Genomic DNA, 13,359 nt, shown 5'->3' with positions numbered 1-13,359 from the left:
ACAAACGAAAGGCCGGATAAACCGGCCTTTCGTTTTGGGAAATAACAAACGCCGCCCAGCCTGCGCCGGGCGGCGTTGTTGTTCCGGTATAGCCGTCACTCAAGCTGCACCTGTGTGCGGATACTGCCGGTGACTGTGATGGGTTTGGTCGTTGTGGTATAGCCGCTGCAGGAGACCTGGATGACATAATTGTCGCGGCGGAGGCTGAACGAGGCAACGCCGTCCGCGCCGGTGGTGGCCGCCTTGCCGCCGATCGAAACGACCGCGCCCGACAGCATGGCGCCGTATTTGTTGGTGACGACAACCTGCACGTTTTCCAGTATCTCGCCGGTCATCTTGACCGTGCGGGAGGAGGATACGCTCGTTGTCTGCGAGATCGATTCGGTAAAGCGCTCATGCGCCGCGGTCAGCGTATAGGAGCCGCGCTTGACGTATACGGTGGCTTTGCCGTCCTCGTCTGTGGTGGCGGTCTGGGTGGCCGTGCCGGTGGCGGAGTCCGCAGGCGTAAAGGTGACGGACGCGCCCTCGATCGGCAGGCCGAGGTCGTCCACGACGCTCGCGGTCAGCGCATAGGTGGTGACATAGTTGACGCGGAGCGTGGGGTTCTGGCCGTTCGACATGACGAAGGTGAAATCCGCATAGGACGCGCCCTTTTCCGCAAATTCGGAAATCGCGGATTTGTTCAGCGTGACCTGGTTGCCGCTGACCTTATACTGCCAGTCCTCCTCCAGCTCCTTGTTATTGCAGCGGATCCTGCGCAGCTCCGCGCCGTTGGCGGGCGTCAGGGTGACGGTGATATCGCGGTAGCCGCCGGAGCTGGTGTTCGCGTCAAAATCGACCTCCTCCGGCGCGATCTTGTTGACCGGCTTGGAGTCCGTGATGGTCAGAGAGCAGGTGGTGGTCGAACCCTTGCTGGGTACGAAGCTGATGGTGTACGAACCCTTGCTCTTTTTGGCGAGCGTTTCGGCCATCAGCACCACCTGGCCGGTGGAGGTGTTGTAGGTGTAGTCCGTGCCGCGTTCGAGTACTGTGCTGCCGAGCTTGATGCTGCTGAGCGTCACGCCGGCCGGTGTGGAGACCGTGAGCGGCACATTGGCGTAGCCCGCGGATTCCTCGTATTTGTCAAACGTGATTTGCGAAGGGCTGACCGCCATCTGGCCGGAATTGCTCGTGATGATAGTGAGCGCGGCGGTCGAGCGGTCCGAGAACGTGAGCTTGGCCGTATAGGTGCCGGCCTCGAGCGTGGTGAGATAGGTCTTGTAAATGCGGATGCCGTTTTTATCGGTCAGCAGGTTGTAATCCTCGCCGAGCGTGAGCGTGTCGCCATCCACGGTGATGCGGACCAGGTCGTCCTTATCCGCGTTGAAGGTAAAGTCATAGGAATGGGCGATGGAATCCGCGTTGCCGGCGTCGAACGTCAGCGCGGCGGGGGAGATGGAAATGCTGTTGGAGGACTGCACGCTCTCTCCGGCGATGGTCGCGGTCACGCCGCTGGCCAGCTCGACAGTGGAGGGCTCCATCACCAGGTCGCACCCGCTGACGTTGAGCGCGGCCTTCTGTACCGAGCCGCCGCCGGTGAGCGTGACCTTGCCGTCCGCGGTCAGGCTGTCGATCGTGGTGCTGCCGGTCGTGAGGATGGTGCAGGCCTGCTTGACGTTGACGTCCCAGAGTGCGGCGTCCAGCGTCAGCGAAAGGTTTTCGCCGTTGACGTCCAGATCGGAGAGGCCGCCTGCGCTGATGCCCAGGCCGCTTTCATACAGCATGGCGTCCGACTGCACCTCAGTATGCGCGATGCTGGTGTTGCCCGAGCAGGTGACGGAGAGCGTCTGGTCGCAGGGGCTGGAAACGGTCAGGTCGAGCGCGGACACGCCGTTCAGCACGACCGAGCCGCCGGAGACGATGATCCTGCCCTCCACCGTGACATTCTGCAGGGTCACGCTTCCGGCACCAACCCCCTCGGTGATATAGAGGTTGCCGTCGATGGTTGCGTTGGACAGGGTGCAGGGCAGGGTGATGGAGACGTTGTCGGTAACGCTGTCCAGATCCGCGCCAGTGTAGCTGCCGCCCTCCTTATGCAGGGAGGTGCCGAGAAAATAATATAGGATCTTGGCGATCTCGCCGCGGGTGATGGTACCCTGCGGCTTAAAGGTGCCGTTGGGATAGCCGTTGATGTACTTGAGCGCGACCGCCTCGGCGACGTATGCGCGGGCATAGCTGCTCACCGCGGATTTGTCCGAAAACGTCATGTCGTCCGGATCGGCGTCCGGCGTATACTTGTGCAGGCGGCCCAGGATGGTTGCGGCCTGCTCGCGCGTAAGCGTACCCTGCGGGTCCATTTTGTTGTTGCCCACGCCGTTGATATAGCCGTAATAGACAGCGGTGGCGACGATGTCGTAATAAGCGGAGCCGGAGGGTACGTCGGTAAAGCTGATGGACGCTTTTTCGGTGAAGTCAAACGCTCGGTTGATATAGCGCATGAATTCCCAGCGGGCGATCGGCTGGTCCGGCGTGTACTGGCCGGACGAGGACGGGTTGATGATCTCCAGCTCGTGCAGCTCGGTCAGATAGGTTTTTGCCCAGTGGTTTTCGATATCGGACGCAGCAAGCGCGGCCGGCAGCATGCACAGCAGCATGGCGGCCGCCAGCACTGCGGATATCAGTCTTTTCACAGCGATCACCTCTTCGGTATTGTTATTCCTATTTTACCATTAAAAGAAATGTTTGTGTACTGTTATTTTTTGAAAACGCGGCCGAACCCTAAACAATGTAAAAATCATACATAAATGGAAGCGTCTGCCCCTTAATCCATAATAAACCGACAAAATTCGACGAAATACGAATTTTTGTGATAAAATAAAATCCAATCAAAAAAGCGGAAAGGGGATTTATCAAGATGGACATGTCACCTGTTATGGGTATGCCGCATATTTATGAGGAGGACGGTTACATCCACTTCATGCTGCGTCCTGAGGACCTGATGCGGCTGCGCTATTCGGAGGAGGCCAAAACCTCTTTCGTGGATTTTATGGACCAGTGGCTCGACCAGATGAAAACGCAGGTCCGCGAAAACACGATGGACGGCTACCGCTACGCGTTTGAAAAGCACATCCGGCCGTTCTTCACCGCGCGCGGCACCACGCTCGCCACCGCGCGGCCGATGGATTTCCAGGACTTTGTCAACCTGAAGTTTTCGCAGGGCCTATCGCCGACCTCGATCGTCAAATTCCACTCCATCATGCACAAGTGCCTGAAATACGCGGTCGCGCTGCAGATCATCCCGCTCAACCCGTCGGACAACGTGATGCTGCCCAAGCGCTACAAATACCGTGGGCAGGTGTACAACCGCACGCAGATCAACGTATTCCTGGCCGCAGCGCTGCACTCGCCGGCCGAGGCGGCGTTCGTGCTGGCGGCCACCTACGGCCTGCGCCGCAGCGAATGCGCGGGCCTGCGCTGGAGCGCGATCGACCTGCGCGCCCGCACCATGGTCATCAACCATACGGCGGTGCAGTCGGGCGGGCGGGTCATCTACGCGGACAGCGTCAAGACCAAGTCCAGCTACCGCACCCTGCCGCTTTCCGACTCACTCAAGCGCTATCTGAGCGACCTGCGCCGCCGCCAGAACGAAAACCGCAAGCGGTACGGCAAAAAATACTGCAAGACCGACTATGTCTGCTGCCATGAGGACGGTTCGCCCCTCCGGCCGGACTATATTTCGCGCGAATTCGAGCGGGTATGCCGTAAGGCGGCGCTGCCGCGCATCCGCTTCCACGACCTGCGCCATTCGGTTGCGACCATCCTGCTCCAGCAGGGCTTTTCGCTCAAGCAGATCCAGGAATGGCTGGGCCACGCGGATATCGCGACCACGGCGAACGTTTACGCGCATGTTCCCTATGTGGAGAAGATCTCGATCGCCAAGGGCGCGACGCCCGCGATCGTGCTGCAGTAAAGCGTAAAAAGCGGCCTTATGGCCGCTTTTTACGTTTGCTTTATGCGAATGCGCGGTACAGGAAGGTGACGATCTGGCCGCGGGTGCAGGTATCGGACGGGGAGAATGTGGTATCGCTGGTGCCGGTGGTGACGCCCTGCTCAACCGCCCAAGCCACCGCGTCCGCATAGTAGTCCGGAACGTCGGTGAAAGCGGCGGGCGCGGCCGATTCCGGCTTGCCGTCCATTTTCCACATGAAGTCCACCGCATCCGCGCGGGTGCAGGAATAGTCCGGATCAAAGCCGATTCCGGTGGTCATATCCTGCTCATTTGCCCACTGCGTAGCCTTGAAATAATAGCTGTCCTTCGAAACGTCGGCAAAATATCCCGCCATGCTTTCCGGTTCGGGCGAACCCGCCGCGCGCCACAGGAAAGTGATGATCTGGCCGCGGGTGCAAAGCTCCTCGGGCGAGAAGGTGGTGTCGCTGGTGCCGGTGGTGATGCCCTGCTCAACAGCCCAGGCAACTGCGTCCGCGTAGTAGGCGCCGCTCTTTACGTCGGAAAAGCCGGTATCGGTTTCCGTGTCCTGTGCGGGCTGGGTCGTGGAGCCGCCCTGCTCCACGGCGCGGAAAGCGGTTCGCTGCTCGCCGGCATACGCACCGCCGTTGTCCTGGACACACATCACTGTCTTGCCGGTTTCCAGCGCAAGCGTATTGATGTGGAGATCAAATGTGGTGATCCAGCCCCTTGTTGCATCATAGGTGCTGACACAGAAGCCGCGCGGCGCATCCACCGTCAGCACCGTGCCGGCAGGAACGAGAAGCACGGTAAACTCGTCTCCCCCAATAACGTCCTGCACGGTTTCCGTGCCGATGATCGGCTGGGACAGCGTGTACTGCCAGCCGTGGATATCGGTCAGCGTGGTGTCCCCAGCCTGTGCGGCAAACGCCGGAACGGTTAACCCCATGCACAGAGACACGGCCAGAATCAGGGAAAGCAAACATTTTTTCACAAAAAACCCTCCTCTTTTTCTCAGAGAAGGGCCTTTCCGGCTCCCTCTCTGGATGAAACCGGTATGCCCGCCGTGGCGGACCTCCTTTATAAAAAAGGTAGCACAATACGGGCCGGATTGCAAGCTTATTTCCCGCGGAACGCAAAAAACCGCTGCCCAAGGTAGTTGAAGCCGGTAAACAGGCACATGCCCGCGAACATGGAGACGTTGTCCCGCACGCCCGCGGCCACGCCGGACAGGAGTGCGCGGCACAGCGGCTTGGCGATGCCGTAGGCCAAAAGATAGCATGCCGCGATGTTGAGCGCGAAGCGGACGATCTCCCCCGCGCTCCTTTCGCTGCTCTGGAAGGTAAAGTATTTATTGAGGAAAAAGCTCAGGATGCTGATCAGCAGGTAATTGGCCGCGCTTGACACCCAGTAGGAGCAGTGGGCAAGGTTGTACAGCCCGAACATGATCGCCGTGCCGACCAGCGTGTTGACCACGCCCACAATCAGGAATCTGGCGAGCTTTTGGTCAATAATGCCGGACAGCCTGCTCATTTGATGCCTTCCTCCGTTTCGCGCACCAGATAGATCGGCCGTCGCTTGGTTTCCAGATAGGTTTTGGAGAGGTACTGACCGAGGATGCCGATGCACAGAAGCTGCACGCCGCCGAGGAACAGAATGACACATATCATGCTCGGCCAGCCGCCGACCGGATCGCCGAACGCCAGCGTCTTGACCAGCACCACCAGGATGAACACGAACGCGATCAGGCACAGCAGCACGCCCAGCACGGATGCGAGCGCGAGCGGTACGGTCGAGAAAGCCACGATCCCCTCCAGCGAATAGCGGAACAGCTTCCAGAACGACCACTTGGTTTCGCCGGCCACACGCTCGACGTTGACGAACGGGATCCATTTGGTGCGGAAGCCCACCCAGCCGAATATTCCCTTGGAAAAACGGTTGTACTCGCGCATGGACAGGATCGCGTCCACCACGGCGCGCCGCATCAGGCGGTAATCGCGCGCGCCGTCCACGATGTCCGCGTCGGATATTTTATGGATCAGCCGGTAAAACAGGCGCGCGAAAAACGACCGGATGGGAGGCTCGCCTGCGCGGGTGGTGCGGCGGGTGGCGGCGCAGTCGTAGCCCTCCTCGGTGACCGCGCGATACAGCTCGGGCAGCAGGGCGGGCGGGTCCTGCAGGTCCGCGTCCATCAGGGCGACGTAATCGCCCGTCGCGGCCTCCAGACCGGCGAGCATGCCGGCCTCCTTACCGAAATTGCGTGAAAACGATACGAACCGCACGCGTCTGTCCGCCGCGGCAAGGCGGCGCAGCACGGACAGGGTATTATCGCGCGAACCGTCGTCGATGAATACGAATTCAAAATCGATCCCTGACATTTCCCCGGCAACACGGGTTGCCTCCTGATAGAACAGGGGCAGCGCCTCCTCCTCGTTATAGCAGGGGACCACGATCGAGATTATGGGCATGGCTTTTCTCCTCTCTGAAGCGGTCAAAGGCAGGCACTACGTTGGAGCCGCGAAAGACCGCGCGGATGGGGCAGTGGAGCCTTATACTCTGGAATTATTTTAATCCCTTGCCATATCGATGTAAAGAAAAAACGGCCGCATTGCAACAAACCTGTAACATTATACCCGCTTATGTCACGATTGTTACACTTTTCCGCCTGCTATTGTGAGAAATGGGAGGAAACGCTATAATTTAATTACGATAATATCCAAGGATGGAAATGACTATGCTCAAAAAAACAATTTCCGCCCTGTTTGTGGCGTGTATCATGGTGATAGGAGCCGCGGCGGCGGGCACGATCTTCCCCGTGACCCGCACGGATATCGACGGCGTGAGCCGATCCGGCTATCTGGACGAAGAGGGCAGGACCGTACTCTCGTTCGCCTATGCGCAGGCGGGCGAGTTCGCGGACTGCGGCCTGGCCGCGGTCGAGGATGAAAAGTGGCAGACCGCGGTGATCGATCGGGAGGGGAGACTGGTTATCCCTTATACCGCGTCGCCGGTGTCGGTCGATTTTTCCGAAGATATGGTGGCGTACCGCTACGCCGACCACAGCGTCTACTACACCCTGCAGGGGGAGCTGGTCGGCTCCTACGCGGGCGCGCTGGATTTCTTTTCGGATGGCCTGCTGCTCTGCAAAAGCCCGGCCTCCGGCCTGTATTCCTACGTCAGGCAGGATGGTACGGCGGCCTTTGAAGGGGAATACAGCGACGCAGGCGTTTTCCTGAACGGCCGCGCGCTGGTGCGCACGACCGATGGCGCCTACCTTGCCATCGACACGCAGGGGCAGACCCTTTACACGCTGGAGCATCATATCACCCCGTCCTATATGACCATTTTCGGCACAGATACGGTTGTGCTTTCCGACGGGACCAATCAGGCGCTGTATTCTCTGGAAAGCGGCAGCTATATCACGGATTTCCTGTATAACACGATCTCGGAATTCCACGGTGGCGTCGCCATGGTCCGCCAGGCCAACCGTTGGGGGCTGATGGACACCACAGGCAAGCTGCTCACCCCGCCGACCTACTATTACCTGTCCTATATGGGGGACGGGCTGTACGCGGCGCGTAGCGAGGACGGCTCGGCCGCGGCGGTGGACGCCAACGGCAACATCGCCTACCGCACGCTTAGCTATGTCGGCGGCTTTGACGAGCTGCGCTACGGCCTGGCATGGCACGGGACCTCGGACGGGAGCCTGATCTTTTTCAAAAAGAACGGCGGCTATTTCGCCAGCCTGAAGAATGCGGAAAATCCGACGCTGCTCAGCGAGAACGTGGTGCGCGTCACGCAGGACGGAAAGCAGAAGTATGTTAACCTTTCCGACGGGCGGACGCTGTTCGAGCAGCCGACCTCGTTCGATCTCGGCAAGGGCATCACGGCGACCACCGTGCATTACGAGCGCTTTTTCGGCTATCAGGCGGATGGGAGCGAATATGGCTGGAACGTGGATTTTCCGGAGATCTCCGGTCTGCCGGATGCCGATGTGCAGAAGAAGATCAATGAGGCCATCCGCAAATTTTTCCTGGAAGGCCCCTCAGTGTCGGCGGAGTATGAGGCGCTCGAAGGCGGTTACGGCGCGTCGCTGGAGGGTTCCGTGCTGGTGGTTTGGGCGAACTGCGTCAGCGGAAAGGGCGCGGGCTCGTCAGTCTGGAACAATAACCTGGCGTTTGATATCCGCACGGGCGAGCAGTATGGGCTGAACGATCTTCTTTCGAGCGGCTATGTGGAAACGGTCAAGGCGCTCCTGCCGGATACGCACGCGTTTTACCTGTACAGCTTCCCGCGCATGAGCACAAAGGGCGTGACCTATTATTATAATGAATATGAGAGCGAAACGCGCCGCGCCTATACCGAGAGTTACCTGCTCACATTCGAGCAGCTGCAGGAGGCGGTCGATCAGTCGGGCGAATGCTACCAGGCGCTGAAAACGCCGTTTATTCGCGAGACCAGCCTGACCGGCTTCCGTGACGTTCCCAACAGCCATTGGGCCGCGGAGTATATTCAGCAGGTCAAGCAGGACGGCGTTATGCAGGGCGACGCGGACGGGCTGTTCCGGCCGGACGACCTGCTCACAGGCGCAGAGCTGTGTGCGACCATCGCGCGGAGCGCGGCGCTCGAGACGCCGGATACGGTGCTGGAGGGCGTCAGCGCGGACGCTTGGTATGCAAAGGATGTCAGCGCGATGCAGGCCGCAGGCCTGCTGGATGGTCTGGAGCTTGACTTTACCGCCCTGATCAGCCGAGAGGAGGCCATGCAGGTGTTCGCGAACCTGCTTGTCGGTAAAGGTAGCGCGCTGCCGGACGAGGCGGAAACGGACGAGCTCCTGTCGTCCATTTCCGACCAGGAGACGATCACACCGGAGTACCGTGCCGCCGTGGCGTTGTGCATGCAAAAGGGACTGGTCAAGGGCTATGCGGACGGTACGCTGCAGCCGGCGGGTAATTTTACCCGCGCGGAATTTGCCAAGCTGCTGACGATGCTCTGAATAAAAGGTGAATAAAGCAGCCTTTCTGCCGTGGATACTGACGCGGCAGGAGGGCTGTCTTTTTGTAAAAAAGCGGCCGGAAACTGCGGGAGGAGGAGAAAAAAGCTTTTCCTGTTTTCAGGGGAACGGCGAAAAAGCGTTTTTTTCGATTTGTTGCAAAATAGAAGATATTTGGCCGAAAACGGGGCGATTAAGGGGAAAATCAGGAACAGGCCCGCCATCAGAAAAAGGTTCTCGCACTGGTGCTGGCGTTCGCATGCGCGTTCACCATGTTTGCCGGTGCGGCGTTCACGGATGAGGCGGACATTGTCTCAACGCAGAAGCCGTGGACCTGCTGACGGAGCTGAACATTATCAATGGCTACAGCGACGGCAGCTTCAATCCTGAGGGAGACGTCACCCGCGCTGAGTTTGCCAAGATGATTTATGTCATCCGCAACGGCGGCAACGACGACGCTTCCGCTCATGCGAACAACCCGACTTCGTTCACCGACCTGACCGACAGCTGGTATCAGGGCTACATCAAGTACCTGCAGAATACCGGCATCGTTGCGGGCAAGACCGCGACCCAGTTCGATCCGGACGGCAACGTAACCACCGGCGAAGCGCTCAAGATGGCGCTCGTTCTGGGCGGCTACCGCGCGGACAAGGCTGGTCTGACCGGCACCAAGTGGCTGACCAACACCGTCACCCTGGCAACCACCAACCGCCTGCTGAACGACGTTAACTCTTCCATCACCGGCGCCTGCACCCGTCAGGACGCGGCGCAGATCCTCGCCAACGCGCTGGATATGACCGCTGTCCGCTACTCCGAAATCGTTGAGGATTTCGTCAACGATTCCGAGGACGGCCTCGCTCTGGGCGGCTCTTCGATCTCCGTTGGCCGCAAGTGGATGGACCTGTGGACCAACGTTGGTACGCTGATCAGCATCGACGGCTCCGACCTCGATATCCAGATGTCCTCTTCTGACCGCACCGACAGCGACAGCGACGACGAGCATTTTGTCAAGGTTGACACCGACTACTCGAGCCTGCTGGGCCAGAAGGTCAAGGTTCTGTTCAAGGACGGCAAGAACAACTCTGTTCTCGGCGTTTACCCGATCGACGACAACAGTGTTGTCACGGTCAATCAGAACGAGATCAGCGTCGACGCCGGCAAGATCGTCATTGACGACGAGAGCTACTCGGTTGAAACCGACGGCGTGACTGTAATCCGTGACGGCGAAGAGCTGAACGAAAACTGGAAGGCTGGCGCGTTCAAGGATCAGCAGTCGGCGGACGTGATCACCCTGATCGACACCGATGACAACAACAAGATCGATACCGCTTACATCAAGACGGTAGACGTTGCCAAGGTTACCTATGTCGCTTCCTCGCAGATCATCGCGGGCAGCAAAACCTACAAGTTCTCCGAAGACACGATCGACGAGGACGTTGAGAAGGACGACTGGGTCATTATCACCAAGAACCTGTACAACGACAACAACGATATCGTCGTAGCCTCCAAGGCGACCGGCACTGTTGAGGCCACCAAGGATAAGACCGGCTGGAAGCAGTACCAGATCGGCGACGAGTGGTTCAATGAAACCGATTCCTCCAACAAGGACATCAACACCAACGTAAAGCCGGGTGTTGAGGCGGAATATGTTGCCGTAAACGGCATTCTGTTCTACGCTGACAAGACCTCCGCTGGTTCCGACAAGCTGACCGACGTTCTGTTCGTGTCCTATGTTGGCCAGGACGGCCTGTCCAACGATCAGGCGCGCGTCATGTTCCCGAACGGCGACAAGGCGACCATCAACCTGAAGAACACCTACTTTACGCAGCAGAACGGCGATAAGGGTACCGCTATTGTTCCCGGCCAGTTCTACGAGTACAGCAAGTCCGGCAGCACCTATGAGCTGATTGCCCTTGCCTCCACCGCTGACTTCTACGGTGATTTCACCTACGAGGGCAAGGAGGATCTGGATACCGCTGGCGATAAGGTCGACACTGACCGCATTTCTGACAGCGCAGACGTTATCGTTTGGACGACGGACAGCCACGGTACGCCGGCCAACACGACCAAGGCTGACATCAAGCACATCACCGGCAAGCAGCTCAAGGCGCTGGTAAGCGACGGTACGCTCGATGTCGATGGCAGCTCCAACAACCTGTATCAGGCTACTCTGGGCTACTTCACCTCCGACGTAGACGGCCTGAACCGCGCTTCCGTTATCGCTGTTGAGTTCAACGGCAACGGTTCTCTGGGTACTACATTCGACAATATTTCTTCGAATGCGAACTACGGCTTCATCACCAAGGACGCTGTTAAGCTCTCCAACGGCAACATCAAGTTCACCGTTTGGACCGGCGCTGAAAACGTTGAGGTTGTAGCTGAGAAGTCCCGCGAGAACGACTTCACCAAGGGTACTATCGTTGGCTACACCGCGATCAATGATGAGGATGGCAACAAGGTCATGACCGACGCTGTTGCGATCACCTCTGGTGTAACGGCTGGTTCCATCACCTCTGTTAACTCCAAGGGCACCACGATCGAATCCAGCACGATTAACCTCCCGTATGAGGATCTGGATGATTACAGCACTGTTCTGTACGTTGACTCCAAGGCTGGCACCGGCTTGGAAGATGGCGTTGCAACCAAGGCGAATAGCCAGAAGGTTAACGGCACTACCTACTACGCGACCAACCTGCTGGTATACGGCGGCGAGGTTATTGTAATCGACGTTAACGAGATCGCCGGCAAGCGCTATGGCGCTTACACGCTGCCCTCTATCTCCGGCCTGTCTGACGTACAGTGGCTGAACACCCGCACGAACGACACCGACGAGGGCGCGGCTTACGAAGGCGCGATCATGCAGCTTTCGTTCTACGCTGACAAGGATGGCACGCTGACGCTGACCAATGTTGCCGATATCGAGACTAACGACAACGACGGTACGGTTACCCTGTCTGTCAAGGGCGGCGAATACAACCTGTTTGATTCGCTGATCGTTACCGGCGCAGGCAATGTTACCGCGACCTTTACGGCCAACGGCTCTACCCCGGCTCCGGATCCGTCTGCTGCTACCGTTGAAATCAAGTCTGCGGCTCCGTCCCTGACTTTCGGCGGTACGACTGCATTTGATGTAAACGTTGTTTACGAGAATGCAATCGGCGAGACCCCGAAGATGGAAGTTTACACCAAAGCTGATGCTACCACCCGTAGCACCAACCTGGTAGACTCCACTAATGTTACCGAAACGACTCCGTTTGGCTTTATCACCAGCAACAATGAAACTGCTGCACAGGGCAAGCTGACTCAGGGTGCTACTCTGCCGGCTGGCGACTATGTGCTGGTAGTTAAGGTTGGCAGCGCTGAGGATACTCAGGAGTTCTCGGTGGCAACGCAGAAGATTGCTGCTGTGACGATTGCAAACTTTACAGAAGCGACTAATGCTGGCTCTCTGAATGCTTACAACCCGGGTACGCTGTCCGCCACTCTGACCCCGGTTGCGGTTAACACGGCAACTCCGGTTGTTGACAAGGCTGCTTGCGTTATTGCAAATGTTGACGGCGATACCATCGCAACAGGTGACACGATTGTTGTGAAGATTACTGTCGAGTTGACTGATGCGAACAACAACGAATTTGCATCGACGATTCAGGCAAACAATGTCACGCTGACGGGCGCGACCAATACCGCAGTATCGAGTGTCGCAATTGTAAATGGTGATCTGGTTATCACCGCTACCACTACGGTTGCTTAATTCCGTGCTTGCATTCGAAAACCCCTCTCTTTCGAGAGGGGTTTTCCCTTTTTACTTCACGGCTATGTAGTGATAAGACCGCTCTGCCGTATTCGACATGACATAGTCGGCAAAAACCTGCGTGCTCTCCGTGTAAACGCGGAAACCACCCGCCTCGATGTTCAATACCGACCTGCCGTCCGATGCTTTCACCGGCTTTCCCGTCAGCGCCAGGCCGCCGTACCAATGGGTCTGGCTACCCTTGGAATAAGTCGCATATCCGCCGCACATCACCATCACGGCTTTTGGCGTAAAACCAATATTGATCAAACGGCTGGCGGCGCCGTCACCGGTGTAGGTGCCGAAATACACCTCCGCTTTTTGTGCAAGCTGCGCGGTGTGCGCCTGCAGGGTAGCTTCTGCGGACTGCAGACGGCTGTCAACGCCGGTAAGCGCGGCCTGGGTCGCTTTCGCGTCCAGCTCGGCGGCAAGCTCCTCTGAGAGCATCTCCCGATCGATCGTGTCCCCGAACGTGTCCACCACGATGCCCTCCACACGCGCCTCCAGCCGTGAAGCCTCGTCGCAGATTCCGTTCACCGCCTGCCGCAGCTCCTCCGGACTGCTGTCGAACCGCGCTTTCAGCTCGTTTGCCGGCAGGCTCGGCTGGTCGGGCAGGTCGGTGATTTTGTG

General features: G+C 58.4%; 8 protein-coding genes. 3 read left to right on the top strand and 5 right to left on the bottom strand.

What is annotated here, in order from left to right:
• Positions 1–95: 95 nt before the first annotated feature.
• Complete coding sequence (locus H8S45_RS02015; RefSeq protein WP_186949481.1) at positions 96–2,669, bottom strand: X2-like carbohydrate binding domain-containing protein; 2,574 nt, start codon at positions 2,667–2,669, stop codon at positions 96–98.
• A 224-nt stretch (positions 2,670–2,893) separates the two neighbouring features.
• Here H8S45_RS02015 and H8S45_RS02010 point away from each other — a divergent pair, with 224 nt between their 5' ends.
• Positions 2,894–3,949, top strand: coding sequence for a tyrosine-type recombinase/integrase (locus H8S45_RS02010; protein WP_082396893.1), 1,056 nt, complete (start codon positions 2,894–2,896; stop codon positions 3,947–3,949).
• A gap of 40 nt (positions 3,950–3,989) precedes the next feature.
• Here the strand turns inward: H8S45_RS02010 and H8S45_RS02005 are convergent, their stop codons facing one another.
• From H8S45_RS02005 to H8S45_RS01995, 3 genes are all read right to left on the bottom strand, one after another.
• On the bottom strand, positions 3,990–4,940 hold the full coding sequence (locus H8S45_RS02005; protein WP_147573745.1) for an S-layer homology domain-containing protein: 951 nt from the start codon (positions 4,938–4,940) through the stop codon (positions 3,990–3,992).
• Positions 4,941–5,065: 125 nt separating this feature from the next.
• Positions 5,066–5,479 carry a GtrA family protein gene (locus tag H8S45_RS02000; protein WP_186949480.1) on the bottom strand — a complete coding sequence of 138 codons (414 nt, stop codon included), beginning with the start codon at positions 5,477–5,479 and terminating at the stop codon, positions 5,066–5,068.
• The gene (locus H8S45_RS01995; protein ID WP_054326641.1) at positions 5,476–6,414 is read right to left on the bottom strand and encodes a glycosyltransferase family 2 protein; all 939 of its coding nucleotides are present in this window, start codon (positions 6,412–6,414) and stop codon (positions 5,476–5,478) included. Before H8S45_RS01995 ends, H8S45_RS02000 begins: the two co-directional genes overlap by 4 nt.
• 266 nt (positions 6,415–6,680) lie before the next feature.
• On the opposite strand from H8S45_RS01995, the gene H8S45_RS01990 reads away from it, so the two are divergent.
• The gene (locus H8S45_RS01990) at positions 6,681–8,942 is read left to right on the top strand and encodes an S-layer homology domain-containing protein (RefSeq protein WP_054326642.1); all 2,262 of its coding nucleotides are present in this window, start codon (positions 6,681–6,683) and stop codon (positions 8,940–8,942) included.
• 325 nt (positions 8,943–9,267) lie between these two features.
• Complete coding sequence (locus tag H8S45_RS01985; RefSeq protein ID WP_186949478.1) at positions 9,268–12,690, top strand: S-layer homology domain-containing protein; 3,423 nt, start codon at positions 9,268–9,270, stop codon at positions 12,688–12,690.
• A 51-nt stretch (positions 12,691–12,741) separates the two neighbouring features.
• Here the strand turns inward: H8S45_RS01985 and H8S45_RS01980 are convergent.
• Positions 12,742–13,359, bottom strand: a 618-nt coding sequence (locus H8S45_RS01980) for a hypothetical protein (protein ID WP_186949476.1), incomplete at its 5' end; no start/stop codon positions are given.

It is taken from the genome of Agathobaculum faecis (genome assembly GCF_014287995.1).
GTDB lineage: Bacteria > Bacillota > Clostridia > Oscillospirales > Butyricicoccaceae > Agathobaculum > Agathobaculum ammoniilyticum.
Note: the sequence above shows the minus strand (reverse complement) of the source record. Positions and strands in the feature narration are given on the sequence as shown.